General features: G+C 70.1%; 18 protein-coding genes and 1 pseudogene. 10 read left to right on the plus strand and 9 right to left on the minus strand.

Features of this window, described 5'->3' with window-relative positions:
* Positions 1-61 precede the first annotated feature (61 nt).
* Positions 62-2,077 (minus strand): aminotransferase class I/II-fold pyridoxal phosphate-dependent enzyme, encoded by a 2,016-nt coding sequence (locus QSJ95_RS08120; RefSeq protein ID WP_285641450.1) that lies wholly within the window; start codon positions 2,075-2,077, stop codon positions 62-64.
* Positions 2,078-2,436: 359 nt separating this feature from the next.
* Between QSJ95_RS08120 and arnB the strand changes: the two genes are divergently transcribed.
* From arnB to QSJ95_RS08160, 8 genes are read left to right on the plus strand one after another with little or no spacing between them, the layout of a single operon-like run.
* A complete protein-coding gene (gene arnB / locus QSJ95_RS08125; protein WP_285641452.1) occupies positions 2,437-3,576 on the plus strand; it encodes a UDP-4-amino-4-deoxy-L-arabinose aminotransferase in 1,140 nt (379 codons plus the stop codon).
* 4 nt (positions 3,577-3,580) lie between these two features.
* Positions 3,581-4,594: an undecaprenyl-phosphate 4-deoxy-4-formamido-L-arabinose transferase gene (gene arnC / locus QSJ95_RS08130; RefSeq protein ID WP_285641454.1), complete on the plus strand. Its 1,014-nt coding sequence runs from the start codon at positions 3,581-3,583 to the stop codon at positions 4,592-4,594.
* On the plus strand, positions 4,591-6,594 hold the full coding sequence (gene arnA, locus QSJ95_RS08135; protein WP_285641456.1) for a bifunctional UDP-4-amino-4-deoxy-L-arabinose formyltransferase/UDP-glucuronic acid oxidase ArnA: 2,004 nt from the start codon (positions 4,591-4,593) through the stop codon (positions 6,592-6,594). The genes arnC and arnA overlap by 4 nt, the downstream gene beginning before the upstream one ends.
* Positions 6,591-7,475: a 4-deoxy-4-formamido-L-arabinose-phosphoundecaprenol deformylase gene (arnD, locus tag QSJ95_RS08140; RefSeq protein ID WP_285641846.1), complete on the plus strand. Its 885-nt coding sequence runs from the start codon at positions 6,591-6,593 to the stop codon at positions 7,473-7,475. Before arnA ends, arnD begins: the two co-directional genes overlap by 4 nt.
* On the plus strand, positions 7,472-9,118 hold the full coding sequence (arnT, locus tag QSJ95_RS08145; RefSeq protein ID WP_285641458.1) for a lipid IV(A) 4-amino-4-deoxy-L-arabinosyltransferase: 1,647 nt from the start codon (positions 7,472-7,474) through the stop codon (positions 9,116-9,118). The genes arnD and arnT overlap by 4 nt, the downstream gene beginning before the upstream one ends.
* Entirely contained in the window at positions 9,115-9,459 is a 345-nt protein-coding gene (gene arnE / locus QSJ95_RS08150) for a 4-amino-4-deoxy-L-arabinose-phosphoundecaprenol flippase subunit ArnE (protein WP_285641460.1), read from the plus strand. Before arnT ends, arnE begins: the two co-directional genes overlap by 4 nt.
* Positions 9,456-9,911: a 4-amino-4-deoxy-L-arabinose-phosphoundecaprenol flippase subunit ArnF gene (gene arnF, locus QSJ95_RS08155; protein WP_074977543.1), complete on the plus strand. Its 456-nt coding sequence runs from the start codon at positions 9,456-9,458 to the stop codon at positions 9,909-9,911. The genes arnE and arnF overlap by 4 nt, the downstream gene beginning before the upstream one ends.
* A gap of 17 nt (positions 9,912-9,928) precedes the next feature.
* A complete protein-coding gene (locus QSJ95_RS08160) occupies positions 9,929-11,305 on the plus strand; it encodes a UDP-glucose dehydrogenase family protein (RefSeq protein ID WP_074977541.1) in 1,377 nt (458 codons plus the stop codon).
* Between the two features lie 412 nt (positions 11,306-11,717).
* Here QSJ95_RS08160 and QSJ95_RS08165 read toward each other — a convergent pair whose 3' ends face one another.
* The 3 genes from QSJ95_RS08165 to ptsP are packed head-to-tail and all read right to left on the minus strand — an operon-like array spanning position 11,718 to position 17,298.
* A complete protein-coding gene (locus QSJ95_RS08165) occupies positions 11,718-13,445 on the minus strand; it encodes a PTS fructose-like transporter subunit IIB (protein WP_256514322.1) in 1,728 nt (575 codons plus the stop codon).
* A gap of 47 nt (positions 13,446-13,492) precedes the next feature.
* Entirely contained in the window at positions 13,493-14,422 is a 930-nt protein-coding gene (gene pfkB, locus QSJ95_RS08170) for a 1-phosphofructokinase (protein WP_285641471.1), read from the minus strand.
* Positions 14,422-17,298: a phosphoenolpyruvate--protein phosphotransferase gene (gene ptsP / locus QSJ95_RS08175; RefSeq protein ID WP_074977535.1), complete on the minus strand. Its 2,877-nt coding sequence runs from the start codon at positions 17,296-17,298 to the stop codon at positions 14,422-14,424. Before ptsP ends, pfkB begins: the two co-directional genes overlap by 1 nt.
* A 228-nt stretch (positions 17,299-17,526) precedes the next feature.
* Here ptsP and cra point away from each other — a divergent pair, with 228 nt between their 5' ends.
* On the plus strand, positions 17,527-18,519 hold the full coding sequence (gene cra, locus QSJ95_RS08180; protein ID WP_261746920.1) for a catabolite repressor/activator: 993 nt from the start codon (positions 17,527-17,529) through the stop codon (positions 18,517-18,519).
* Between the two features lie 5 nt (positions 18,520-18,524).
* On the plus strand, positions 18,525-19,304 hold the full coding sequence (locus QSJ95_RS08185) for a TatD family hydrolase (RefSeq protein WP_285641478.1): 780 nt from the start codon (positions 18,525-18,527) through the stop codon (positions 19,302-19,304).
* A gap of 366 nt (positions 19,305-19,670) precedes the next feature.
* Here the strand turns inward: QSJ95_RS08185 and QSJ95_RS32970 are convergent, their stop codons facing one another.
* The 5 genes and pseudogenes from QSJ95_RS32970 to QSJ95_RS08205 form a co-directional block, all read right to left on the minus strand.
* Positions 19,671-20,600 carry a methyl-accepting chemotaxis protein gene (locus QSJ95_RS32970; RefSeq protein ID WP_371857770.1) on the minus strand — a complete coding sequence of 310 codons (930 nt, stop codon included), beginning with the start codon at positions 20,598-20,600 and terminating at the stop codon, positions 19,671-19,673.
* Positions 20,577-21,668, minus strand: a pseudogene (locus tag QSJ95_RS32975) (methyl-accepting chemotaxis protein); the annotation flags it as partial. The gene QSJ95_RS32970 and the pseudogene QSJ95_RS32975, both read right to left, overlap by 24 nt.
* A 184-nt stretch (positions 21,669-21,852) precedes the next feature.
* Positions 21,853-22,692 carry a regulatory signaling modulator protein AmpE gene (gene ampE, locus QSJ95_RS08195; protein WP_285641480.1) on the minus strand — a complete coding sequence of 280 codons (840 nt, stop codon included), beginning with the start codon at positions 22,690-22,692 and terminating at the stop codon, positions 21,853-21,855.
* Positions 22,689-23,249: a 1,6-anhydro-N-acetylmuramyl-L-alanine amidase AmpD gene (gene ampD / locus QSJ95_RS08200; protein ID WP_285641482.1), complete on the minus strand. Its 561-nt coding sequence runs from the start codon at positions 23,247-23,249 to the stop codon at positions 22,689-22,691. The genes ampE and ampD overlap by 4 nt, the downstream gene beginning before the upstream one ends.
* A 612-nt stretch (positions 23,250-23,861) precedes the next feature.
* Positions 23,862-26,144 (minus strand): DUF1631 domain-containing protein, encoded by a 2,283-nt coding sequence (locus QSJ95_RS08205; protein ID WP_285641484.1) that lies wholly within the window; start codon positions 26,142-26,144, stop codon positions 23,862-23,864.
* Positions 26,145-26,389: the final 245 nt, after the last annotated feature.

Raw genomic sequence — 26,389 nt, forward strand, 5'->3', positions numbered from 1 at the left:
CCGCTTTCTTGTGGTTTGTCGTGCTAGAAGCTTGCCCGGGTGGCCGCGCGGGGCGGCCGGTTCAACGATTCTGGTGGGCGTTGACGAACTGCCGGCAGCGCTCGCTGCGCGGCCGCGCGAAGACCTCCTCGGGGGTGCCCTCCTCCTCGATCAGGCCCTGGTGGAGGAAGGCCACGTGGCTGGAGACGTCGCGGGCGAAGGCCATTTCGTGGGTCACCAGGATCATGGTGCGGCCCTCCTCGGCCAGCGAGCGGATCACCCGCAGCACCTCGCCGACCAGCTCCGGGTCCAGCGCCGAGGTCGGCTCGTCGAACAGCATCACCTTCGGCCGCACCGCCAGGGCGCGGGCGATGGCCACGCGCTGCTGCTGGCCGCCGGAGAGGAAGGCCGGGTACTCGTTGCGCTTCTCCGCCAGGCCCACCCGCGCCAGCAGCGCCTCGGCGCGCTCGCGGGCCTCGGCCTTGCTCTCGTGGAGGACGAAGGTCGGCGCCTCCATCAGGTTCTCCAGCACGGTGCGGTGCGGCCACAGGTTGAAGTTCTGGAACACCATGCCCAGCCGCGAGCGGATGCGCGTCAGCTGCTTCTGGTCGGCCACCCGCGGCTCGCCGTGGCGGTCCTGGTCGAGGCGGATGATCTCGCCGTCGACGCTGACGCTGCCGGCGTTGGGCACCTCCAGCATGTTGATGCAGCGCAGCAGGGTGCTCTTGCCCGAGCCGCTGGCGCCGATCAGCGACACCACGCCGCCCTCGCGGGCCGACAGCGAGACGCCCTTGAGCACCTCGAACTGGCCGAAGCGCTTGTGCAGGTCGCGGACTTCGATCACGGGTTTGCTGGCGAGCACGCTCTGTGTAGGAGCGCGCCCTGCGCGCGATTCGCGGGCAGGGCCCGCTCCTACAGGGGAGGCCACGGGCAAACCCTCGACGAAGCCGAGGATGCGCTCGCAGGCCTCGGCCAGGGTCTCGTCGGCCAGGGTGAAGGACAGCCGCACGAAGCCGTCGGCCTGGGGCCCGAAGGCGGCGGCGTCGAGCACCGACACGCCGCGGGCGCGGAACAGCTGCCAGGCGAAGTCCAGGGAGCTCAGGCCGGTGCCGCGCACGTCGACCATCACGAACATCCCGGCCTCGGGGCTCAGCACCTTCAGCCGCGGGCTGCGCGCCAGCTGCCGCAGCACCAGGTCGCGGCGCCGGCGGTAGACCTCGCGCATCCCGGCGGCCACCTCGTCGTGGCGGCGCACCGCCGCCAGCGCGGCCTCCTGCACGAAGCCGGGCAGGCCGTAGAGCATGTTCAGCGCCAGGTTCTCGATGTGCCCGACCAGCTTCGGCTCGGCGACGATCCAGCCGGCGCGCCAGCCGGTCATGGCGTGGGACTTGGACAGGCTGCCCAGGCTCAGGGTGCGCGCGGCCATGCCCGGCAGCGCGGCGAAGCTCTGGTGCGGCTGCTCGAAGGTCAGCGCCTCGTACACCTCGTCCACCACCACCCAGAGGTCGTGGCGCTCGGCGACGGCGGCGATGGCACGCAGCTCGTCGGGGCGCATGACCACGCCGGTGGGGTTGTTCGGGTTGGCGAAGAAGATCGCCTTGGTGCGCGGGGTGATGGCCGCTTCCAGGGCCGCCGCGTCGAGGCGGAAGCCGTTGTCGGCGGGAGTGGGCACCGCCACCAGCTTGGCGCCGGTGGCCTTCAGGGTGGCCTCGTAGGTGACGTAGACCGGGTCGAAGACGATGACTTCGTCGCCGGCCTCCAGCAGGCACAGGGCGGCGGCGAACAGGGCGTTCTGCGCGCCGGCGAGGACGATGACGTTGTCCGCGCCCACCTGCAGGTCGAAGCGCCGCCGGTACAGGTCGGCGATGGCCTGGCGCAGTTCCGGGCGCCCGGCCACGTCGCTGTAGTGGGTGTCGCCGGCCTGCAGCGAGGCCACCGCGGCGTCGGTGATGAAGGCCGGGGTGGCGAAGTCCGGATCGCCGACGCTGAGGACGATCGCGTCCTCCCCGGCGCGTTGCGCCGCCACGGCGGCGTAGTGGATATCCCAGGCGGCTGCGCCTGGCCCGACCATCCTGTCCACAAGCGACGAATAACGCATGCACGGACCTCACCCGAATGACGGAGAACCCGCGGCTTGAACGGCGTTCGGCGGCGGGGCGTGGCATCACCATAACCACGAATGAACGAGTGTTCAACAGTGTTTTCCGGCCAAATCGAGCGATCGTTCAATTTGCCCCGGAATAGAGCGGCCGCGGCCTGCAGGCCCATTTTCGGCGCCCGCCGCGGCAAGCGCCGAAGACTCTGGCGAAGGGCGCCGGCGGCCCAGGTCAGCGTTTTTCCGCCGCCCCGGGACGGTGCAGGCGGCCAGCCGACATTTTCCGAACATGCTCATAACGGGTTCTTAACGAATGCTCGGCGAGCATGGACGCACCCAATGGCCACAGTCCCGTGACCCGCATGGACAACGCGTTCCTCCCCTTCTCCCGGCCCAGCATCGGCGCCGAAGAAATCCAGGCCGTCAGCGAAGTGCTCGGCTCCGGCTGGATCACCACCGGCCCGCAGAACCAGTTGCTGGAGCAGCGCTTCGCCGACTACGTCGGCTGCAAGCACGCGGTGGCCGTGGCCTCGGCCACCGGCGCCATGCACATCGCCCTGCTGGCGCTGGGCATCGGCCCGGGCGACGAGGTGATCACCCCGTCGCAGACCTGGGTGTCCACCGCCAACATGATCTGCCTGCTGGGCGCCACGCCGGTGTTCGTCGACGTCGACCGCGACACCCTGATGACCGACGCCGCGCGCATCGAGGCAGCCATCACCCCGCGCACGAAAGCGATCATCCCGGTGCACTACGCCGGCGCCGCCTTCGACCTCGACCCGCTCTACGCGCTGGCCGAAAAACACCGCATCGCGGTGATCGAGGACGCAGCCCACGCCGCCGGCACCCGCTACCGCGGCCGCCACGTCGGCGCGCGCGGCACGGCGATCTTCTCCTTCCACGCGATCAAGAACATGACCTGCGCCGAGGGCGGGATGTTCGTCAGCGACGACGAGGCCCTGGCCAACCGCGTGCGCACCCTGAAGTTCCACGGCCTGGGGGTGGACGCCTACGACCGCCTGAGCCACGGCCGCAAGCCCCAGGCGCAGGTGATCGAGCCGGGCTTCAAGTACAACCTCACCGACATCAACGCCGCCATCGCCCTGATACAGCTGGAGCGCCTGGACGCGCTCAACGCCCGCCGCGCCGAACTCGCCGCGCAGTACCTCAAGCGCCTGGCGCACCTGCCGGTGCAGCCGCTGAGCGTGCCCGGCTACCCGCAGCAGCACGCCTGGCACCTGTTCATCCTGCGCATCGACGAGCAGGCCTGCGGCATGCATCGCGACGCCTTCATGCAGGCCCTGCAGCAGCGCGGCATCGGCAGCGGCATCCACTTCATCGGCACCCACCTGCACACCTGGTACCGCCAGCGCTTCCCCGGCGTCAGCCTGCCCGCCACCGAATGGAACTCGGCGCGCCTGTGTTCCATCCCGCTGTTCCCCGACATGACCGACGCCGACCTGGAGCACGTGGTCGGGGCCTGCGAAACCCTTCTTCGGTGAACCCGTGAAACCCTATGCCATCGACTGCGTCTCCGTGGTCATCCCGGTGTACAACGAGCAGGACAGCCTGCCCGAACTGCTGCGCCGCACCAACGCCGCCTGCCACCAGCTCGGCCGCGCCTACGAAATCGTGCTGATCGACGACGGCAGCCGCGACGGCTCCGCCGAGTTGCTCCAGGAAGCCGCCGAGGCGCCCGACAGCCACGTGCTGGCGGTCATCCTCAACCGCAACTACGGCCAGCACGCGGCGATCATGGCCGGCTTCGAGCAGTGCCGCGGCGACCTGGTGATCACCCTCGACGCCGACCTGCAGAACCCGCCGGAGGAAATCCCGCGCCTGGTCGAGCAGGCCGCCAGGGGCTACGACGTGGTCGGCACGGTGCGCGGCAACCGCCAGGACTCGGCCCTGCGCCGCTGGCCGTCGAAGCTGATCAACCTGGCCGTGCAGCGCTCCACCGGCGTGGCCATGAGCGACTACGGCTGCATGCTGCGCGCCTACCGCCGCGGCATCGTCAAGGCGATGCTGGCCTGCCGCGAGCGCAGCACCTTCATCCCCATCCTGGCCAACAGCTTCGCCCGCCACACCAGCGAGATCGTGGTCGGCCACGCCGAGCGCGAGCACGGCGAGTCGAAGTACGGCTTCCTGCGCCTGGTCAACCTGATGTTCGACCTGGTCACCTGCATGACCACCAGCCCGCTGCGCCTGCTCAGCCTGGTCGGCGCCGGCATGGCCCTGGCCGGCACCGCCTTCGGCGCCCTGCTGCTGGTGCTGCGCCTGCTGTTCGGCGCGGCCTGGGCCGGCAACGGCCTGTTCGTGCTGTTCGCCATCCTCTTCCTGTTCAGCGGCGTGCAGCTGGTCGGCATGGGCCTGCTCGGCGAGTACCTGGGCCGCATGTACAACGACGTGCGCGCCCGCCCGCGCTTCTTCATCGAGCGCGTGGCGCGCGGCGCGGCCCTGCCCACCGCCAGCACCGCGTCGATCTCCCCTACCCCTGCCGTCGAGTCCCTAGCCCAATGAGCGCCAAGACCCTCGTATTCGCCTACCACGACATCGGCTGCGCCGGCATCGAAGCCCTGCTGGCCGCCGGCTACCAGATCGACGCGGTGTTCACCCACGCCGACGATGCGCGCGAGAACCGTTTCTTCGGCTCGGTGGCGCAGCTGTGCGCGCAGCGCGGCATCCCGGTGCACGCCCCGGAGGACGTCAACCATCCGCTGTGGATCGCGCGCATCCACGAGCTGCAGCCGCAGTTCATCTTCTCGTTCTACTACCGCCACCTGCTCGGCGAGGAGCTGCTGGCCTGCGCCCGCCGCGGCACCTTCAACCTGCACGGCTCGCTGCTGCCGCGCTACCGCGGCCGCGCCCCGGCCAACTGGGTGCTGGTCAACGGAGAAAGCGAAACCGGCGTGACCCTGCACCGCATGGTCAAGCGCGCCGACGCCGGCGCCATCATCGCCCAGCAGCGCGTGGCCATCGACGCCGAAGACACCGCCCTGAGCCTGCACGGCAAGCTGCGCGAGGCCGCCGGCCAACTGCTCGGCCGGCTGTTGCCGGCGATGCTCGAAGGCGACTTCGTCGAGCGCGAGCAGGACGAAAGCCAGGCCAGCTACTTCGGCCGCCGCACCCCCGCCGACGGCCTGCTCGACTGGCGCCGCCCGGCCGGCGAGCTGCACAACCTGGTGCGCGCGGTGACGCAGCCCTACCCCGGCGCCTTCGCCCCGGTGGGCGAGCGCAAGCTGATCGTCTGGCAATCGAAGGTGGTGCCCGGCAACCAGGGCCGCCCGGCCGGCGCCGTGCTCAGTGTGGAGCCGCTGCGCATCGCCTGCGGCGAAGACAGCCTGGAGGTAGTCGCCGGCCAGCAGGGCGACGCCGGGCTGTTCCTCGCCGGCGCGCAACTGGCCCGCGAGATGGGCCTGGTGACCGGCTCGCGGCTGCACGCGGTGGGCAAGCCCCGGCGCAAGACGCGGGTGCTGATCCTCGGCGTCAACGGCTTCATCGGCAACCATCTCTCCGAGCGCCTGCTGCGCGACGGCAATTACGAGGTGTACGGCCTGGACATCGGCTCCGACGCCATCGAACGGCTGAAGAGCAACCCGGACTTCCACTTCGTCGAGGGCGACATCAGCATCCACACCGAGTGGATCGAGTACCACATCAAGAAGTGCGATGTGGTGCTGCCGCTGGTAGCCATCGCCACCCCCATCGAATACACCCGCAACCCGCTGCGCGTGTTCGAACTGGACTTCGAGGAAAACCTCAAGCTGGTGCGCTACTGCGTGAAGTACGGCAAGCGGGTGATCTTCCCGTCCACCTCCGAGGTGTACGGCATGTGCAGCGACGCCAGCTTCGACGAGGACAGCTCGAACCTGGTGGTGGGCCCGATCAACAAGCAGCGCTGGATCTACTCGGTGTCCAAGCAGCTGCTCGACCGGGTGATCTGGGCCTACGGCCAGAAGGGCCTGCGCTTCACCCTGTTCCGCCCGTTCAACTGGATGGGCCCGCGCCTGGACCGCCTGGACTCGGCGCGCATCGGCTCATCGCGGGCCATCACCCAGCTGATCCTGCACCTGGTGGAAGGCACGCCGATCCGCCTGGTCGACGGCGGCGCGCAGAAGCGCTGCTTCACCGATGTGGACGACGGCATCGAAGCCCTGGCGCGCATCGTCGACAACGACGGCGGGCGCTGCGACGGGCAGATCGTCAACATCGGCAACCCGGACAACGAGGCGAGCATCCGCGAGCTGGGCGAGGAACTGCTGCGCCAGTTCGAGACCCACCCGCTGCGCGCGCACTTCCCGCCCTTCGCCGGCTTCCGCGAGGTGGAGAGCCGCAGCTTCTACGGCGACGGCTACCAGGACGTGGCGCACCGCAAGCCGAGCATCGACAACGCCCGCCGCCTGCTGGACTGGGAACCGAAGGTGCACATGCGCGAAACCATCGCCAAGACCCTCGACTTCTTCCTGCGCGAGGCCATCGCCGAGCAGCAGCAGGCCGGCAAGCTGAGGATCGCCAGCTGATGCAGGCCGGGCTGCGCATCGACGTCGACACCTACCGCGGCACCCGCGACGGCGTGCCGCGGCTGCTGGAGCTGCTCGACGAGGCCGGGGTGCAGGCAACCTTCTTCTTCAGCGTCGGCCCGGACAACATGGGCCGCCACCTGTGGCGCCTGGCGCGGCCGCGCTTCCTGTGGAAGATGCTGCGCTCCAAGGCCGCCAGCCTGTACGGCTGGGACATCCTCCTGGCCGGCACCGCCTGGCCCGGCCGGCCCATCGGCCGCGACCTCGGCCCGCTGATGCGGCGCACCCTGGCCGCCGGCCACGAGGTCGGCCTGCACGCCTGGGACCACCACGGCTGGCAGGCCAACGCCGGGCGCTGGAGCGCCGAGCAGTTGCACCGGCAGATCGCCCTGGGCGTGGACAGCCTCAGCGACATCCTCGGCCAGCGCGTGGACTGCTCGGCGGTGGCCGGCTGGCGCGCCGACGAGCGCACCGTGCAGGCCAAGGAGGCCTTCGGCTTCCGCTACAACAGCGACTGCCGCGGCGCCTCGCCGTTCCGCCCGCGCCTGGCCGACGGCCGCCCGGGCACCCCGCAGGTGCCGGTGGACCTGCCGACCTTCGACGAGGTGGTGGGCCCGGACCTTTCCGCCGACGCCTTCAACGACTTCATCATGGCCCGTTTCCGCCCGCGGGCGCTGAACGTCTACACCGTGCACGCCGAAGTGGAAGGCATCGTCATGGCCGACGCCTTCCGCACGCTGCTGAGCCATGCCCGCGAGGGCGGCATCCGCTTCCGCCCCCTCGGCCAGTTGCTGCCGGCCGACCCGGCGACGCTGCCGCTGGGCGAGCTGCGCCGCGGCAGCCTGGCGGGCCGCGAAGGCTGGCTGGGCGTGCAGCGATGAACCGGCGCTATTCCCTGCTGGCCGGGGCCGTGCTGGTCCTGTTCTTCCTCGTGCCGCTGGGCCTGCACGGCCTGTGGATACCCGACGAAGCGCGCTACGCGCAGGTCGCCCAGGACATGCTGCATGGCGGCGACTGGGTAGCGCCGCACTTCCTCGGCCTGCGCTACTTCGAGAAGCCCATCGCCGGCTACTGGCTGGTCGCCCTCGGCCAGGCGGCGTTCGGCGAGAACCTGTTCGGCGTGCGCTTCGCCTCGGTGCTGGTCAGCGCCTGCAGCACCCTGCTGGTGTGGCTGCTGGGCCGGCGGCTGTGGCCGCAGCCGGCCCGGGCGTGGATGGCCGCGCTGCTGTACGGCAGCTTCGCGTTGATCGCCGGGCAGGCCGGCTACGCCAACCTCGACCCGCAATTCACCCTGTGGGTGAACCTGAGCCTGTTCGCCCTGTGGTTCGCCTTCGAGGCCACCTCGCCCCGTGCCCGCCTCGGCGCCTGGGTGGCGCTGGGCGCAGCCTGCGCCATGGGCTTCATGACCAAGGGCTTCCTCGCCGGCCTGCTGCCGGTGCTGGTGGCGTTGCCCTACGCGCTATGGCGCCGGCGCCTGCGCGAACTCTTCCTGCTCGGCCCGCTGGCGGTGCTGGTGGCGCTGCTGGCCAGCCTGCCCTGGGTGCTGGCGGTGCACCTGCGCGAGCCGGACTTCTGGCATTTCTTCTTCTGGCACGAGCACATCCAGCGCTTCGCCGGCAGCGACGCCCAGCACGCGCGGCCGTTCTGGTTCTTCGTGCCGCTGCTGTTCGCTTGCGCGGCGCCCTGGACGCTGCTGGTCCCCGCCGCCTTCCAGCGCGGCTGGCAGGCGCGCCGCTCGCCTCACGCGGTGTTCCTGCTGCTGTGGTTCGCCATGCCCTTCCTGTTCTTCAGCCTGGCCAAGGGCAAGCTGCCGACCTACATCATGCCCTGCTTCGCGCCCCTGGCCCTGCTGATGGCCGATGCCCTGGCCGGCGCCCTGGAGAGCGGGCGCCTGCGGGCGCTGCGCCTGAACGGCGCGCTGAACCTGCTGCTGGGCCTGCTCGGCCTGGCCGCGCTGGCATTCCTGCAGGCGAAGAAGGCGCTGTACCACCAGCAACTGCCGAGCCTGCTACTGATCGGCCTGGCCTGCGCCCTCTGGGCCCTGTGCGGCGCGTTGCAATGGCTGCGCCCGCAGCAACTGTGGGCCGCGCCGGCGCTGGCCGCCTGGCTGCTGGTGGCCGCGGCGCCGGCGGCGCTGCCCGAACGCATGGTCAACAGCAAGATGCCCGACCAGTTCATCGCCCAGCATCTGGAGGAGCTGGCCAGCGCCCGTACCCTGTTGAGCAACGACCTGGGCGGCGCCTCGGCGCTGGCCTGGCGCACCGGGCGCAGCGAGGTGTTCCTGCTCAACACCGAGGGCGAGCTCAAGTACGGCCTCGGCTACCCCGACGCCCAGGGCCGCTCGCTGGGCCTGGAAGGCTTCCCCGCCTGGCTCGCCGATGCGCGCCGCAAGGGTCCGGTGGGCGTGATCCTGCGCGTCAACAGCCCCGGCGACGAAGCCGAGCTGGCGCTGATGCCGCGGGACGTCACCAGCTACCGGGAAAACCACCTGGTCTTCCTGCTGATCCCGCAGGCCGCGCCATGACCGCCCTGCTGCTCGCCGCCGTGTGCCTGCTCACCTGCCTCGGCCAGGTGGCCCAGAAGCTCGCCGTGGACGGCTGGGGCGAACGCAGCCTCGGCCTTGCGGGCAAGCTGCTGTCGCCCTGGCTGCTGCTGGCCATGGCCTGCCTGGGCGCCGCCCTGCTGCTCTGGCTGCTGCTGTTGCAGCGCCTGCCGGTGGGCCTGGCCTACCCGATGCTGAGCCTGAACTTCGTGCTGGTCACCCTGGCCGCGCGCCTGCTCTTCGGCGAGCAGGTCGATGCGCGCCACTGGCTGGGCATCGTGCTGATCGGCGCCGGCGTGGCGCTGCTGGGGGCGCAGGCATGAGCCGCGTCACCGGCTTCGCCCTGGCGCTGGGCAGCGTAGGCCTGGTCAGTGGCGCCCAGCTGGGCATGCGCTGGGCCATGGTGCGCCTGCCCGAGCCGGCGCAGTGGCTGCAAGCGCTGAGCACCTACCACCTGCCACTGCTGGGGATGCTCGCCGCCGCCGTGCTGGCCTACGCGCTGTCGCTGCTGTGCTGGCTGGGCGCCCTGCGCCACCTGCCGCTGGGCCGCGCCTATTCGCTTCTGAGCATCAGCTACGCCCTGGTCTACCTGGGCGCCGCCGCGCTGCCCGGCTTCGGCGAACCGCTGAACGCCCGCGGCGCCCTCGGCGTGGCCCTGGTGATCGCCGGCGTGCTGACCATCAACGCGCCGCGCGGCAAAAGAACCGTAACGAAGCACCGGCATGCTGGCCCAAGCCAGGGCGGCAGCACGGCGGTGCGCTCGAATCACCCGTAACCACCAGGGACACAACCATGAAAATCAGCGTATTCGGGATCGGCTACGTCGGCCTGGTGCAGGCCGCGGTCATGGCCGAAGTGGGCCACGACGTGGTCTGCATGGACATCGACCAGGCCAAGGTCGCCAAGCTGCAGCGCGGCCAGGTGAGCATCTACGAACCCGGCCTGGCCGAGCTGGTGAAGGAGAACCTGGAAGCCGGCCGCCTGCGCTTCACCAGCGAGGTGGAAGTGGCCGCGGCCCACGGCCTGGTGCAGTTCATCGCCGTCGGCACGCCGCCGCTCGCCGACGGCTCGGCCGACCTGGGCGCGGTGTTCGCGGTGGCCGAGGGCATCGCCCTGCACCGCAAGGCGCCGGTGGTGATCGTCGAGAAATCCACGGTGCCGGTGGGCACCGGCGACCTGGTCAAGGCGCACATCCACAAAGTGCTGAGCCAGCATGGCCGCAGCCTGGACTTCGATATCGTGTCCAACCCGGAATTCCTCAAGGAAGGCTCGGCCCTGGCCGACTGCCGCCGCCCCGACCGCATCGTCATCGGCTGCGAGCGGCCCGAGGTGCTGGACGTGATGCGCGAGATCTACGAGCCGTTCAACCGCAACCACGACCGCATCCTGTGCATGAACCTGCGCAGCGCCGAGCTGACCAAGTACGCCGCTAACTGCATGCTCGCCACCAAGATCAGCTTCATCAACCAGATCGCCGAGCTGGCCGAGCACCTGGGCGCCGACATCGAGGCGGTGCGCCAGGGCATGGGCGCCGACCCGCGCATCGGCTACCACTTCATCTACCCCGGCTGCGGCTACGGCGGCTCCTGCTTCCCCAAGGACGTCCAGGCCCTGATCCACAGCGCGGACGACGCCAGTTGCTCCAGCGACCTGCTGCGCGCGGTGGAAGCCATCAACCAGCGCCAGAAGCACAAGCTGTTCGAGCGCATCGCCGCCTACTTCAGCGGCAACCTCAAGGGCCGCACCTTCGCCCTCTGGGGCCTGTCGTTCAAGCCCAACACCGACGACATGCGCGACGCCCCCAGCCGCGCCCTGATGGAGGCGCTGTGGGCGGCCGGGGCCAAGGTCCGCGCCTTCGACCCCGAAGCCATGCCCGAGGCCCAGCGCCTGTACGGCCATGACGAACGCCTGACACTGATGGGCACCCCCGAGGCGGCGCTGGGCGGCGCCGATGCCCTGGTGATCTGCACCGAGTGGCAGCAATTCAAGGCCCCGGACTTCGAGCTGCTGGCCAGCCGCCTGAAGGCGCCGGTGATCTTCGACGGGCGCAACCTCTACGATCCGGAGCGGATGGCGCGCTATGGCTTCGAATACTTCGCCATGGGCCGGGGGGATTCGCACCGGCTGCCGGTGCCGGCGCAGGAGCAGCCGTTGCGGCGCAGCGCCTGAGGGGCGCTCTTCGTAGGAGCGAGGGGGACGCCGGGTGTCCGCCGCCTGGCCTTGGCCCGAGGCGGCTTCGGGTTCGACCTTGGCGTGGGTTGTGGCGAAGGTGAAACGGCGGATAACCGCGAACGGTTATGCGCCCTGCGTCACGGTCAAGCCTGGCGTAGGGCGCATAACGCCTACGGCGTTATCCGCCGTCTGACCTTGGCCCGAGGCGGCTTCGGGTTCGACCTTGGCGTGGGTTGTGGCGAAGGTGAAACGGCGGATAACCGCGAACGGTTATGCGCCCTACGTCACGGTCAAGCCTGGCGTAGGGCGCATAACGCCTACGGCGTTATCCGCCGTCTGACCTTGGCCCGAGGCGGCTTCGGATTCGACCTTGGCGTGGGTTGTGGCGAAGGTGAAACGGCCAACGGGATCATTCGGCGGCCCGCGCCAGCACCCCCACCATCCCCTGCGCCTCATCCCGCTTGAGCACCGCATAAATCACCCCCGTCACCACACTCCCCACGACGATCGCCAGCAGATACGCCAACGCATGATTCATCGCATTGGGAATCAGCAACACGAACAACCCGCCATGGGGCGCCAGCAGCTTGCAGCCGAAGTACATCGACAACGCCCCGGTCAACGCGCCGCCCACCACGCTCGCCGGCAGCACCCGCAACGGGTCCTTGGCGGCGAAGGGGATGGCGCCCTCGGAGATGAAGCACAGGCCCAGCACCAGCGCCGCCTTGCCGGCCTCGCGCTCGCTCTGGGCGAACTTGCGCCGGGCCAGCAGGGTGGCGAGGCCCATGCCGATCGGCGGCACCATGCCGGCGGCCATGGTCGCCGCCATGGGCGCGTAGCTCTGCGAGGCCAGCAGACCCACGGAAAAGGCGTAGGCGGCCTTGTTGATCGGCCCGCCGAGGTCGACGCACATCATGCCGCCAAGCAGCAGGCCGAGGAGGATGGCGTTGGCCGTGCCCATGCCGGCCAGGAAATCGGTCAGCGCGCTCATCAGCCCGGCCACCGGCTGGCCCACCACGTAGATCATCACCAGCCCGGTGAACAGGCTGCACAGCAGCGGGATCAGCAGGATCGGCTTGAGCGCCTCCAGGCTCTGCGGCAGCTTCAGCCACTGGCTCACCGCGCGCGCCGAGTAGCCTGCCAGCAAGCCCGCCACTATGCCGCCGAGGAAGCCCGCGCCCAGGCTGCTGGCCAGCAGCCCGCCGATCATCCCCGGCGCCAGGCCCGGGCGGTCGGCGATGGACCAGGCGATGTAGCCGGCGAGCATCGGCACCATCAGCTTGAAGGCGCTTTCGCCGCCGATCTGCATCAGCGCCGCAGCCAGGGTGCCCGGCTCCTTGAAGGCCTGGATGCCGAACACGAAGGACAGCGCGATCAGCAAGCCGCCGGCCACCACCATCGGCAGCATGAACGACACGCCGGTCAGCAGGTGCTTGTACAGCCCGCGCGCCTCGCCCTTGCCCGGCTTCTGCGCAGCGGCGGCGACGGCGCTTTCCGTGGCGCCTTCCTCCAGGGCCTTGCGCAAGGTCGCCTCGGGCTGCTTCAGCGCCACGCCGGTGCCGCAGCGGAAGATGCGCTTGCCGGCGAAGCGCTCGGCGTTCACCTCGATGTCGGCCGCCAGCAGCACCACGTCGGCGGCGGCGATGTCCTCGGCCGACAGCGGGTTGCGCGCGCCCACCGAGCCCTGGGTTTCCACCCGCAGTTGCCAGCCCAGGCGCTCGGCGGCCTGCTGCAGCGCTTCGGCGGCCATGAAGGTGTGCGCCACGCCTGTGGGGCAGGCGGTCACCGCCACTACCCGCACCGCCTTGGCCTCGGCCTGCGTGCCTTGCCAGGGCTGCGCCTCGGCGGCGGCGCGTTGCAGAAAGGCCGCCGGCTCGGCCAGGGCCTCGGCCGGGCGCGCCTGGAACAGCGGCTTGCCGGCGAAGCGGGACAAGTCCAGCGGCTGGCTGCTGACCACCAGCACCAGGTCGGCCGAGCCGATCTGTTCGGCGCTCAGGCGCTGCTCGGGGCGCTGCGGCTCGTTGCTCTCGACGCACACCGACCAGCCCAGGCGTTCGGCGGCGGCGCGCAGCAGGCGCGCGCTGAGCAGGCTGGTGACCTGGCCGTTGGGACAGGCAGTGATCAGGGCAAGGTTCATCGTCGTACCTCTTGTTATGGCTCCGCCCGGCGCTGCGGGCGGGCGGATCAATCCAGCGCGCGCACCGCCACCTGCGCCTGCAGGCAGGCCAGGCGCTCGCGGTCGGCGATGCCGAAGTCGAACTGGGTCACGGCCAGGGCGGCCACCGCGGTGGCCTGGCGCAGCACCTGCGCGGCGGGCCGCCCGGCGAGCAGGCCATCAACCATCGCCGCCAGCAGCGAGTCGCCGGCGCCCACGGTGCTGGCCACCTCGACCTTCGGCGGCGTCGCCTGCCACAGCCCGTCCGGGCCGTACCAGCGCACGCCCTCGGCGCCCTCGGAGAGCACCAGGTGCTCGATGCCGCCGGCACGCAGGGCGCGGGCCTGGGCATCGGCGCCGCCCGCGCCCGCCGGGCCGCAGGCCTCGGCCAGCTCCTCGGCGTTCGGCTTGACCAGCCAGGGCCTGGCCGCCAGCCCCTGGCGCAGGGCCTCGCCGCTGCTGTCCAGGGCCACCCGCAGGCCCAGGCGCTTCAAGCGCAGCAACAGTTCATGCAGCCACTGCGGGTCCACGCCGCGCGGCAGGCTGCCGGCCACCACCACCAGGTCCTGATCGGCGGCCAGTTCATCCAGGCCGTCCAGCAGACGCCGCTGGGCCTCGGCATCCACTTCCAGGCCGGGACCGTTGAGGTCGGTGATGCGCCCGCTGCGCTCGGCCAGCTTGATGTTGCTGCGCGTCTCGCCCGGCACCCGGACGAAGGCGTCGCGGAAGCCGCGGCGGCGGAACAGCGCCTCGAAGGCCTCGGCGTTGTCGGCGCCGAGGAAGCCGCCCACGCTCAGCTCATGGCCAAGGTCGGCGAGCACCTGGGCGACGTTCAGGCCCTTGCCGGCGGCCTGGGCCAACACCGCCTCGCTGCGGTTCACCGCGCCCAGTTCCAGGCTCGGCAGGCGCACGGTGAGGTCCAGCGCCGGGTTCAGGGTGAGAGTGAGGATGCGGGCCATCAGCGCGCCTCCCCCAGGGCCCGCGCCACCAGGGCGCGGACCTCCGCCGCCGAGGCCAGGCCGAGGGCGGCGCCGGCCAGTTCGCGGGCCCGGCCCAGGTCCAGCTCGCGCACGCCCTGCTTCACCAGCGGGATGCTGCGCGCGGACACGCTCAGCTCGTCCACCGCCAGCCCCAGCAGGACCGGCAGCGCCTGGGCGTCGGCGGCCAGCTCGCCGCACACGCCCACCCACTTGCCGTGGGCATGGGCGGCGCGCACGGTCATGTCGATCAGTTGCAGCACCGCCGGGTGCAGGCCGTCGGCCTGGGCGGACAGCGTCGGGTGGCCGCGGTCGATGGCCAGGGCGTACTGCGTCAGGTCGTTGGTGCCGACGCTGAAGAAGTCCACCTCGCGCGCCAGCACCGGCGCCAGCAGCGCCGCCGAGGGCACCTCGACCATGATGCCCAGCTGCAGGTCGGCGCAGTCGTATTCCTCGCGCAGGGCCAGCGCCAGGTCGCGCGCCCGGCGCCATTCCTCGACCTGGCCGACCATCGGGAACATGATCCGCAGCGCCCGCCCGGCGGCAGCCTGCAGCAGGGCGCGCAGTTGCGTCTCGAAAATCTGCGGGCGCTGCAGCGTCAGGCGGATGCCGCGCACGCCCAGGTAGGGGTTGGCCTCGGCCGGGATCGGCCAGTACGGCAGCGGCTTGTCGCCGCCTACGTCGAGGGTGCGCACCACCAGCGGACGGCCGCCGAGGGCGTCGAGCACGCGGCGGTACTCGGCTTCCTGGGCCGCCAGGTCCGGCGCGCGCGGGCTGTCGAGGAAGACGAACTCGCTGCGCAGCAGGCCCACGCCTTCGGCGCCCAGTTCCACGGCCTGGGCGGCGCCGGCGCTGTCGCCGAGGTTGGCGCAGACTTCCACCGCATGGCCGTCGCGGGTGCGCGCCGGTTCATGCCGGCGCGCCTCGGCGAGGGCCTGGCGGCGCTGGTGTTCCTCACGCCGGCGCAGGGCCTGTTCCAGCACCTCGTCCGCGGGCGCCACCACGAAGCGGCCGCGCTCGCCGTCGAGCAGCAGCGGCGTGCCCGGCGGCAGCGCCAGCAGCCCTTCACCGGCGCCGACCAGGGCGGGAATGCCCAGGGCGCGGGCGATGATGGCGCTGTGCGAGGTAGCACCGCCGCGCACGGTGAGGATGCCGGCCACGCGCTCGGGGTCCAGGCGCGCCACGTCGGAGGGGCCGACCTCGTCCATCACCAGGATGTACGGCTGCGCCGGCTCGGCGGCCAGGCTCACCCCGCACAGGCGCGCCAGCACCCGGCGGCCAAGGTCGCGCAGGTCCGCCGCGCGCTCGGCGAGCAGGGCGTCGCCGAGGGCCTCCTGCTGGCTGGCGGCCCGTTCGATCACCGCGTGCCAGGCCGCTTCGGCGCTGGCGCCATCGGCCAGTTGCACGGCCACTTCGGCGCCCAGTTCGGGGTCATCGAGCAGGGCCTGGTGGGTGACGAAGATGTCGCGCACCGCCTTGCTGCGGCTGTGCTCCACCAGGGCCTCGATCTCCGTGGCGATGGCGGCCTTGGCCTCGGCCAGGCGCTGCGCCTCGATCTCGGGGGATTCGCCGCGGGCGGGGTACTGGAATTTCGGCTCCACCTGCAGGTGCGCCGGGCCGCTGGCGATGCCCGGGGCGGCGGCGATGGCATCCAGCCACTCGCCCCGGACCAGTTCGGGCAGGTGCGCTTCCGGCTCGGCCGGCGTCTCGGGCTCCACGGGCGCTTCCGTCAGCGGCAGGACGTCCTCGCCCAGGCCCTGCTCCACCGCCTCGCGTAGGGCCGGCAGGGCCGCCTCGGCGATCGCAGGTTCAGCGAAGAATTCCAGCACCTGGCCACGCCGCGCGCCCAGGCTGAGCAGCTTGCTCAGGCTGCGGATGGATACCGGCGCCGCCTCGCTGTCGGCGATGCGCACGCGGATTTCGCCGTCGAAGTCGCGGGCCATCTGCATCAGCACCTGCGACGGCCGCGCATGCAGGCCATGGGGGTTGGCCAGGGGCACGCGCAGGCTCGGCCAATCCACCGGCAGCTCGCCGCCCAGGGCCTCCAGCACGGCGCGTACCGAAGTCGCACGGGCCAGTTCGGCGCCGCGGCCGTCCACCAGCAGGTCGCACAGGCGCTCCAGCACAACGCACGCCGCATCGCCGCGCTCGGCCAGGCAGAACAGCCCGCGCAGGGGCTGGCCGGCGTGCTGCAGCTCGCGTTGCGGGGTGACGAAGGCCAGGCCGGGCCGGCTGACCTTCTCGCCGCCGCCCAGCCACCACAGGCCCTCGCCCAGCGGCAGCGCCTCGCCTTGCTGCAACGCGGCGAGGAAGCCGCTCTCCACGCAGCCGGCGACCTTGAGCCGGCGCGCGGCGAGCAGCAGCAGTTCGTCGAAGTCTTCGGCGCCCTGCCCCAGCGCCACCAGTTGCGCGTCCAGGGCCAGGGCTTGCGGGGCGCCGCTCAGGGCCTTCAGCAGTTGCTCGGCATCCTGCGCCTCGCGCAGCACCGCGCCGGTGTCGCCCTCGCCCAGGGCGCGGGTCAGCAGTTGCAGCAGGTTCAGGTGCTCGTCCGAGCGCGCGGCGATGCCGATGGCCAGGTAGACGATCTGCCCGTCGCCCCAGTCCACGCCGTCGGGAAAGTGCAGCAGGCGCACGCCGGTGCGGCGCACGAGGTCGCGGGTCTGCGGGGTGCCATGGGGGATTGCGATGCCCTGGCCGAGGTAGGTGGAGCCCTGGGCCTCGCGATCCTTGAGCCCGGCGAGGTAGCCCGGCTCGACCAGGCCGTCGGCCTCCAGGGCCTGGCAGAGCAGTTCGAGGGCGGCCGGCTTGTCCGCGGCCCGCTGTTGCATGCGGACCTGCTGCGCGGTCAGTTCGAGCACATCGTTCTCCTCAGCGGCTCGCCCGGGAGGAAAGCCGGGCTGCCGAAACGGGGCGGTTATCCGCTTGTTGGGGTGAACAGCGAGGCTGTCCCTGGTGACCAGCATAGTGGCCGCAGGCAGGGGGACAGCTTTTGCTGAATCGTTTCACCTATTGAGACTGGCACGTTACCCGATAATGCGTGATCCTTGGAAGCCTCCAGTTGTCAGTCAGCAGTGCCGGGGTATGTGTTGAAACTCAGTGATATCGCCCGTCTGGCCGGGGTCTCGGTGACCACGGCCAGCTACGTCATCAACGGCAAGGCCGTGCAGCGGCGCATCAGCGCGGCCACCGTGGAGCGCGTGCGCGCGGTGATCGAGGCCCACGGCTACCACCCCGACCAGCAGGCCGCCAGCCTGCGCCGCGGGCAGACGCGCACCCTCGGCTTCATCCTCCCGGACCTAGAGAACCCCAGCTACGCGCGCATCGCCAAGCTGCTGGAACAGGGCGCCCGCGCCCGCGGCTACCAGTTGCTGATCGCCTGCTCCGACGACGAACCGGAAAGCGAGCGCCAGGCCCTGAACCTGTTCCGCGCGCGGCGCTGCGACGCCCTGGTGGTGGCCAGTTGCCTGCCGGCCGACGACGACAGCCACCAGCTATTGCTGGACAAGGGCGTGCCGGTGATCGCCATCGACCGCCAGCTGGACCCACGGCGCTTCTGCTCGGTGGTCAGCGACGACCGCGATGCCGCCCAGCGCCTCACCGCCACCCTGCTGCAGCCCGCGCCGCGGCACATCGCCCTGCTCGGCGCGCGCCCGGAGCTGATCATCAGCCAGGAGCGCAGCGCCGGCTTCGAACAGGCCCTGCAGGGCTTTGGCGGCGAGCGCTTCATCGAACAGGGCGCCAGCTTCAGCCGCGAGTGCGGCCGCCAGTTGATGGAAGGCCTGCTGCAGCGCCTGGGCTACCTGCCGGACGCGCTGATCACCACCTCCTACGTGCTGCTCGAAGGCGTGTTCGACGTGTTCCAGGCGCTGCCCGGCGGCTGGCCGAGCGACCTGCGCCTGGGCACCTTCGGCGATACCCAGTTGCTCGACTTCGTGCCGCTGAAGGTCAACGCCATCTCCCAGCAGCACGCGCTGATCGCCGCCCGCGCGCTGGACCTGGCCCTGGAGGCCGTGGAACACGAGCACTATCAGCCCGGCGTGCACCCCATCCCGCGCACCCTCAAGCTGCGCGCCGGGTGACCGCCATGCGCCTGGTCGACACCCACAACCACATCGACTTCCCGGACTTCGACGCCGACCGCGCCGCCCTGCTGCAACGCTGCGCCAGGCTCGGCGTGGAGCGCCAGGTGCTGCTGGGGGTGTTCCGCGAAACCTGGGAAAGGGTGCTGCGACTGGCAGAGGAAAACGATTCGCTCTACGCCGCCCTGGGCCTGCACCCGATCTACCTGGCGCAGCACCGCCCCGAACACCTGCGCGACCTGCGCGAGCACCTGCAACGCCTGGCCGGCCACCCGAAGCTGTGCGCTGTGGGCGAGATCGGCCTGGACTACTACCTCGAGGACCTGGACCGCGAGGCGCAGCAGGCGCTGTTCGAGGAACAGCTGCGCATCGCCATCGACTGCGAACTGCCGGTGCTGCTCCACGTGCGCCGCGCCCACGCCGCGATGATCGCCACCCTCAAGCGCTTCCGCCCGCCGCGCCGCGGCATCGTCCACGCCTTCGCCGGCAGCCGCGAGGAAGCCCGCGAGTACATCAAGCTGGGCTTCCGCCTGGGCCTGGGCGGCGCGCCCACCTGGCCCCAGGCCAACCGCCTGCGCAAGACGGTGGCGGAACTGCCGCTGGAGTCGATCGTGCTGGAAACCGACGCCCCGGACATGGCCCCGGCGATGTTCCCCGGCCAGCGCAACAGCCCGGAGCACCTGCCGGCGATCTGCGAGGCGCTGGCGGCGTTGCGGGGGGTGAGTGCGGAGGAGTTGGCGGAGGTTAGTACGCGGAATGCGGGGGAGGTTTTCGGCTGGACGTAGGGCGTACAACCGTTCGCGGTTGTACGCCGATACACCAGGGCCACAGCCAACGCCAAGGTCAACCTCGGAGCCGCCGCGAATCAAGGCCAGACGGCGGATAACGCCGTAGGCGTTATCCGCCCTACACCAGATCCATCCATAACGTAGGGCGGATAACCGTTCGCGGTTATCCGCCGATACACCGGAGCCACAGCCAACGCCAATATCAACCCCGGAGCCGCCGGGAGGCGAGGCCAAACGGCGTATAACGCGGAGCGTTATACGCCCTACGCTCCCGGCGACAGCCTTTTCACCGACAACCCGGCACCCGCGAGATGGGGAAGCATCCTTGCGCTCGCGCGGATGCCGGGCTGCTGGTGAAACCCTTTAGACCCTGAAGGCGCCGATCAGCCGCTTCAGTTCCACCACCTGTTCGGACAGCTCGCGGCTGGCGCGCTCGGTCTCGTTGGCGCCCAGGGCGGTGCGCTCGCCGGCCTGGTTGATCTGCACGATGTTCTGGTCGATGTCGTGGGCCACCGTGGTCTGCTGCTCGGCGGCGGCGGCGATCTGCTGGTTCTGGTCGACGATCATGCCCACCGCGCCGAGGATGTTGTCCAGCGCCTGCTGCACCTGCGCCGACTGGCTGACGGTGCCGTCGGCGGTCTGGTGGCTGCTGCCCATGGCCTTCACCGCCGCGCCCACGCCACTCTGCAGGCGCGAGATCATCTGTTCGATCTCCTCGGTGGACTGCTGGGTGCGCTTGGCCAGAGTGCGCACCTCGTCGGCCACCACCGCGAAGCCCCTGCCCTGCTCGCCGGCCCGGGCCGCCTCGATGGCGGCGTTGAGCGCCAGCAGGTTGGTCTGCTCGGCGATGCCCTTGATCACGTCCAGCACGCGGCTGATGGAGGCGCTGTCGGCGGCCAGCTGGTTGATCACTTCCACCGACTGGTCGATCTCCGCGGCCAGGCGCTGGATGCTGCCCACCTGGGATTCCACCAGGTCGCGGCCGCTGACCGTCTCCTGGTTCACGCTCTGCGCGCTGCCCACCGCGGCGGCGGCGCTGCGCGCCACTTCCTGGGCCGTGGCGGCCATCTGGTTCATCGCCGTGGCCACCTGCTCGATCTGGTCGCGCTGGCCGGCCACCGCCTGGTTGCTCTGCGCCGACACCACTTCCACGCGGCCGGTCTGCCGCTCAACCTCGGCCACGGTGCGGCCCACCTGCTCGATCAGGTCGTGCACGCGGCGCACCGTCTCGTTGAAGGCCTGGCCCAGCTCGCCCAGCTCATCGCGGCTCTGCGCCTGGTAGTTGACCGTCATGTCGCCGGCGGCGACGCGCTCCATCATCGCGCCCAGGCTCTTGAGCGTGGAGCGGGTGGAGACGTAGAAACCGCCGTAGAGGTAGACGATGGCGAGGAACACCACCAGCAGCGCCACCACCAGCAGGACCATCTGCGCCTGCTTGCCGGTCAGGCGCTGCTCCAGCTGGCCGCCGAGGTAGCCGAGCACCTTGTCGTTGAGCTGGTAGGTCTTGTCCATGCCCTGGCTGATCTGGTCGTAGAACTGCGCCCAGGGCAGGTCGAGGGAGTCGGCCATCACCACCTTGTCCTCGATCAGCTTGCCCAGGCTCTTGAGCGTCTCGCGGCTGGCCTCGGCCTCGCCGGCCAGCGCCTGCTGCGCCGCGCTGCTGGCGCCCAGCGCCTCCTGCAGCTTCAGGGCGTATTCGGCGTGGAGCTTCTCCAGGTCCTGCAGCAGGTCGTCGAGCTTGCTGCTGGTGGAGGAATTGAGGAACCCCTGGCCCAGCGCCGCGGTGCCCAGCACGCGGCCGCGGCTGATGGTCTCGGTGACCGCCGGGGTGACGCTGCTGATCAGGTCGGCCATCTGCCGCACTTCGGCGCTGTCGTCCTGGCTCAGCCCGGACTGCGTGGCCAGCAGCTTGTTGAAGATCTGCACGTTGCTCAGCAGGCGCATGGCCATGCCTGCCTTGCTCTGCATCGAGCCTTCGGTCTCCACGGCCTTGAGGGCGGCGAGCAGCTCGTCGCGCTTGGCGGTGAAGGCGGCCACCTGCTCGCTGTCCCGAGCCACCGGCTGCAGCGCCGAAAGCGCCGCGTGCAGGCGCTGCTGCAGCTGGCCGATGCGGCTGTCCAGGTCGCCGGTGGTGCGCGTCTGGCCGATGCCGATGTTGATCTGCAGGAGATCGTTGTAGGCCTCGACGTCGCGGCGGATCTGCATGCCCGAGGCGATCAGCTGCAGGCTCTGCAGCTCGGCGCGGGTGCTGACGAACTGGCGGTAGGAATCACGCACCAGGTAGAAGTTGGTCACCAGCATCGGCAGGAAGAAGAGCACGCTGATGAGGCTGAACTTCATGCCGAAGCTCAGGCGGTTCATCAGTGCGATAGCTGGATAGAGCACGGTCTTCACGTAAGACGTCTCCTGTTCCCGTTGTTGTTTTTGTGTGGGATGGCCGAGGCGGGCTACGAGCCCGCGCTTGGCGCAGGCTCCTGTGTACCCGATATCGGCGGGACGTTCTGTAACTTAAGGTTAAAACGCCATCAGTGGCGACGTGCGGTACTCAGAGGAAAATCGCGCACAGGGCGAAGGCCGCGTACCAGAACACCGCCGTGCGCACCAGCAGCTGCCAGAGCGCATCCAGGCTGGCCACCCCGGCCGGGCCGGGGGTGGCGTCGCACAGGTCCTCGCCGACGCAGGCGGCCAGGGCCAGCAGGCGCGCCGCCGGGAAGTCCCAGGCCAGCAGGTGGTGCAGCAGCACCCGGGCCACGGCGACGAAGTTGCCGACGAAGGCGAAGCTCAGCGCCAGGGCCCGCGCCGGCAGCCAGTCGAAGGCATGGCGCAGCAGCGCGGCCCGCTCACCGAGCCCCGACGTACGGCCCAGGTGCACCTCGGTCAGCGACAGCAGCCGGTAGGCCAGGGCCGCCGCCGGGCCCAGCAGGGCATACCAGAAGATCACCGCGAAGAAGCCCTGGAAGGCCTGCCACACCAGCATGCCCTGGACCTGGGCGAACAGCTCGGCATCGGAATCGGCCTGCACGCCCAGGTCGCGTTCGGCGACGTGGTAGGCGCCCTGCAGGTCCTCGCGGCGCCAGGCGTCGCGGAACGGCCCCATGGCCTGGTGCACGTCGCCGCGGCCCAGGCTCCAGACCAGCACCAGCAGGTGCACCGGCAGCGCCAGCAGGCCGTAGGCCAGCGGCTGCAGCAACGTCAGCACCAGCGCCAGCACCAGCAGGGGCCCGAGCAGGGCCACCAGCAGCGCCAGCCAGGGCCGCGCCGCCACGGCCGGCAGCCCCTGCACCATACCCAGCCAGGCGAGCCAGGCGCCATCCTTCTGCAGGCGCGCGCGCCAGCCGGAGAACTTCTCTACCAGCAGGGCCAGCAGCAGTACCAGGAAACTCATGTCGACTCCTTGGAAAGAGCGGCGAGGAAACGTTGCCAGTCGAAAGCCGGGCCCGGGTCGGTCTTGCGCCCCGGGGCGATGTCGCTGTGGCCGCGGATGCGTTCGGCGGTGATGGCCGGGTAGGCCTGCAGCAACTGCCGGCCCAGCACCGCCAGGGCGGCATATTGCGCCTCGCTGTAGGGCTCATCGTCGGTGCCTTCCAGCTCTATGCCGATGGAGAAGTCGTTGCAGTTCTCCCGCCCGTCGAAGCGCGACACGCCGGCATGCCAGGCGCGGTCGTTGCAGGAGACGAACTGGAACACGCTGCCATCGCGCTCGATGAGGAAGTGCGCGGACACCGTCATTTGCGCGATGTCGGCGAAATAGGGGTGCTCGTCGGCATCCAGGCGGTTCTGGAAGAAGCACTGCACCTTGCCGGTACCGAACTGCCCCGGCGGCAGGCTGATGTTGTGGATCACCAGCAGGGAGACCACCTCCCCCTCCGGGCGGGCGTTGAAATTGGGCGAAGGACAGTGGCTGACGCCCTGGCACCAGCCGCTGCGGGGATCGAACTGCATAGGGGCTCCTTGATTGGGCCCACTCTAAAGCAGCTTGCGGCGGAAGAGAACGATTGGGGTCGTTGTGCGGCTGTCAGCTCATTGCGGTTCTGCAGCCCACCGCGATGCATGGCCTTCCGTAGGGCGGATAACCGTTCGCGGTTATCCGCCGTTGACCGGAGCACTGGTGTCCGACACGGCGGATAACGCCGTAGGCGTTATCCGCCCTACGGCCTGCGGGCGAATCGCGGACGGAGTCCGCTCACAGGTCACTGTGAGGCAGGGTGTTTCCGCTGTGCAGGAGCGGACTTTGTCCGCGATAACCGGAAGTATCGGCGCGATTCGCGGATGAGATCCGCTCCTACAGTTTGCTGTGAGGCAGGGCGTTTCCGCTGTGTAGGAGCGGACTTTGTCCGCGATAACCGGAGGTATCGGCACGATTCGCGGATGAGATCCGCTCCTACGGGTTGCATCAACACCGCGTCCATGTAGGAGCGCGCCCTGCGCGCGATTCGCGGGCAGGGCCCGCTCCTACAGTTTGTTGTGAGGCATGGTGTTTCTGCTGCGTAGGAGCCTTGTCCGCGATAGATGAGGGTACCGGGAGCACGGAGCGTGCTCCCTGGGGAGGAAGGCTCAGGCGTTCTTCAACCGCCGCAAATTGCCGATCACCGACTCCAGTGCACGGTCGAACAGCAGGGCGTCGTCCAGCAGGCGTACGGCATTGCGGCGGAACTCCACGGCCAGGCCCATGCGGGTCTTCTCCAGCACCTTCATGCCGGTACGGTTGACAAAGATGTAGCGGCCGGTCGGCTTGATCACCGCGGCCAGCTTGCAGCGCAGCTTGTGCTCGGCATCCTCGTGGATTTCCACCCAGCTGCCCACGCGCAGCTCGTCGACCTTGCGCAGCGAGTCGTCGTCGTCCGCCAGCAGCTCTTCCGGCTCCGGCGCACGCTCCTCGTCAGGCGTCGCCAGGACGATCTCCTCCACCACCGCGACCATCTCCGGCTGGCCGCTGGCCTGCGCCGCGGGCGCCTCGACGGGCTCGTCGAGCAGCGGGATGCCATCCAGCAGGTCGTCGTCGGCCGCCGCTTCCTGCGCCTGCTTGAAGCGCTGGAAGGCTTGCACGTGCAGGCTCTCCAGGCGGCTGAAGAACTCGCCGGTGGAGAATGGATCGAAGGCCGCGCTGGTCAGGCCCTCGCGCAATGATTTGAGCAGTTGCGGGACCATTTCCAGCAGGCGCGTGCGGGACTCCGGGTCCTCGTGGGGCTCGACGCTCCAGATCAGGTCGTCCATGGTCGCCACGGCGTCGCGCCAGGGTTGCGAATCGCTGCCGTGCTTCAGGCAGGTCAGCAGCAGGACCTTGCTCCAGGCTTCGCGCAGCAGGCGCACCACCACCTCGGGCAGGGTACGGCCGAACAGCCGCTGGTTGAGCACCAGCGCCACCTCGCGCCGGGCCGCGCCGGCACGGGCGCGGCCTTCCTCGGCATCGCGGGTGCGCTGTTCGAGCAGTTCGCTGCGGCGGCGCTCGTCACCGGTGTAGGCGATGAAGTCTTCCAGCAGCACGCCGAAGATCGCCGTGTCGTCGACGAAGTCGTTCAGCAGGCGCATCACCACCTGCTCGATCTTCTGGTACAGGCTGTCGCGCTGCAGGTCGGTCTGTTCCGCCCAGCCGAGCGCCGCCGAGGCGATCTCGTTGAGCAGGCGCCGGGCGGGATGGTTGCCCCGGCTGAAGAAGGTCTTGTCCAGCACCGCGACCTTGAGCATCGGGATCTGCATGCGGCCGATCAGGGCCTTGAGAGAATCCGGCAGGTTGCGGTCGTCGAGGATGAACTCGAAGAGCATGGACACCAGGTTGATGACGTCCTCGTCGACCTGCCCCACCACCCGCGAGCGCCCGCTCTTGTGGCTGACGCGGTTGAGCAGGTGGTCCAGGTGGTGGCGCACGTCCACCTCGTCCATGCCCTGGGCCGGCAGGTGGTCCTGCAGGTGCGAGAGCAGGCGCATCAGGTCGTTGCTGGAAATCGGCACCGCGTCGGCGGGCACCTGGCGGCGCGCGGCCAGGCTGCCGCGGACCTGGGACATCAGCTCCTGCAGGGCGCCGAAGGCCTCCTGGCTCTCGGCATCCGGATAGGCAGCGGGGGCGGCGCCCTGTGCGGCTGCACCGGCGTAGCCGCCACTGGCCGGGGCCTCGGCGGCGGGACGGGACGGGCGGCGCACGGGGGCGGACTTCAGCTCGGGCAGCACGCCGTGGGCGACGAGGATCTCGTTGGCCTCGGCATACAATTGCTCGAGCTCGGAAAGGACGTACTTCTCGAACAGCTTGAGGACGATCAGCTTGACCTTGATCTCCACGCCCAAGCCCTGGCAGGCCTCGAGGAAGGCCTCGCACAGCGGGCGCGGGCCGAGCGGGTTGGTCTTGTCCTCGACCTTGTTGCTGACCAGGGTGTTCAGGCGCGTGGTCAGGTGGCCCAGGGCCAGGCCGTCGCGGCTGAGCACCTTGCCGACCATGGCGTCCATCGCCACGGTCTCTTCCAGTTCGTCGTTCTGCACCAGCGACAGGTTGTCGAAGGAGACGGCGTCCAGTTGGGGCGCCTTGCCGATCTGGTACTGGTTGAGGTTGGCGAAGCCCTCGAAGAACTTCTGCACGAAGCCGCGCTCGATGCCCTTGCGCTTCAGGCGCAGGTCGCGCATGGCCTCGAAGAAGGCGCTCTGCTCGGCGTTGCTGGTGGCACGGTCGGCCATCTCGAAGAGGGTGTCGTCGGCATTGTCGAACAGCACCTGCAGGGCCTGGCGCAGCTGGACCGAAGCCTTGTCACGGACGTTGACCAGCGCCGCGGGCAGGCGCCCGGGGATAGCAGTCGGCGACTGGCCCTGGGCCGCCTTGTTCAGCGGCACTACGTTCGCGTCGTTCTGCATCGCAAGTCTCCTGCCGACGGGCCTGCCAGGGCTTCGACGGCAATGTTCGGGGGAGCGTTGTCCGTAACGTCAATCAGATGGCGTCAAAAATAAGAATCATCTTATTCATTATAGAGAACCCCCGATTACAACCAAGAGCCTTCACGGGCATTCTTGATGAAATTCACACAAGAACAGCCACCGTTCGTCCGACTCCCGGCGGCCACCGCGGATGCACACGGCCGCCGCCGCGCCCCGTATAATCC

It is taken from the genome of Pseudomonas sp. NBRC 100443 (assembly GCF_030268185.1).
GTDB classification, from domain to species: domain Bacteria; phylum Pseudomonadota; class Gammaproteobacteria; order Pseudomonadales; family Pseudomonadaceae; genus Pseudomonas; species Pseudomonas citronellolis.

Excerpts from the sequence above, each read along its gene's own strand:
- arnF (WP_074977543.1), top strand. The coding sequence starts at position 9,456 with ATGAGCCGCGTCACCGGCTTCGCCCTGGCGCTGGGCAGCGTAGGCCTG.
- arnB (WP_285641452.1), top strand. The coding sequence starts at position 2,437 with ATGGACAACGCGTTCCTCCCCTTCTCCCGGCCCAGCATCGGCGCCGAA.
- ampE (WP_285641480.1), bottom strand. The coding sequence starts at position 22,692 with ATGAGTTTCCTGGTACTGCTGCTGGCCCTGCTGGTAGAGAAGTTCTCC.
- QSJ95_RS08120 (WP_285641450.1), bottom strand. The coding sequence starts at position 2,077 with ATGCGTTATTCGTCGCTTGTGGACAGGATGGTCGGGCCAGGCGCAGCC.
- QSJ95_RS08205 (WP_285641484.1), bottom strand. The coding sequence starts at position 26,144 with ATGCAGAACGACGCGAACGTAGTGCCGCTGAACAAGGCGGCCCAGGGC.
- QSJ95_RS32970 (WP_371857770.1), bottom strand. The coding sequence starts at position 20,600 with ATGACGGTCAACTACCAGGCGCAGAGCCGCGATGAGCTGGGCGAGCTG.
- arnE (WP_285641460.1), top strand. The coding sequence starts at position 9,115 with ATGACCGCCCTGCTGCTCGCCGCCGTGTGCCTGCTCACCTGCCTCGGC.
- ampD (WP_285641482.1), bottom strand. The coding sequence starts at position 23,249 with ATGCAGTTCGATCCCCGCAGCGGCTGGTGCCAGGGCGTCAGCCACTGT.
- arnA (WP_285641456.1), top strand. The coding sequence starts at position 4,591 with ATGAGCGCCAAGACCCTCGTATTCGCCTACCACGACATCGGCTGCGCC.
- QSJ95_RS08160 (WP_074977541.1), top strand. The coding sequence starts at position 9,929 with ATGAAAATCAGCGTATTCGGGATCGGCTACGTCGGCCTGGTGCAGGCC.
- QSJ95_RS08165 (WP_256514322.1), bottom strand. The coding sequence starts at position 13,445 with ATGAACCTTGCCCTGATCACTGCCTGTCCCAACGGCCAGGTCACCAGC.
- pfkB (WP_285641471.1), bottom strand. The coding sequence starts at position 14,422 with ATGGCCCGCATCCTCACTCTCACCCTGAACCCGGCGCTGGACCTCACC.
- QSJ95_RS08185 (WP_285641478.1), top strand. The coding sequence starts at position 18,525 with ATGCGCCTGGTCGACACCCACAACCACATCGACTTCCCGGACTTCGAC.
- arnT (WP_285641458.1), top strand. The coding sequence starts at position 7,472 with ATGAACCGGCGCTATTCCCTGCTGGCCGGGGCCGTGCTGGTCCTGTTC.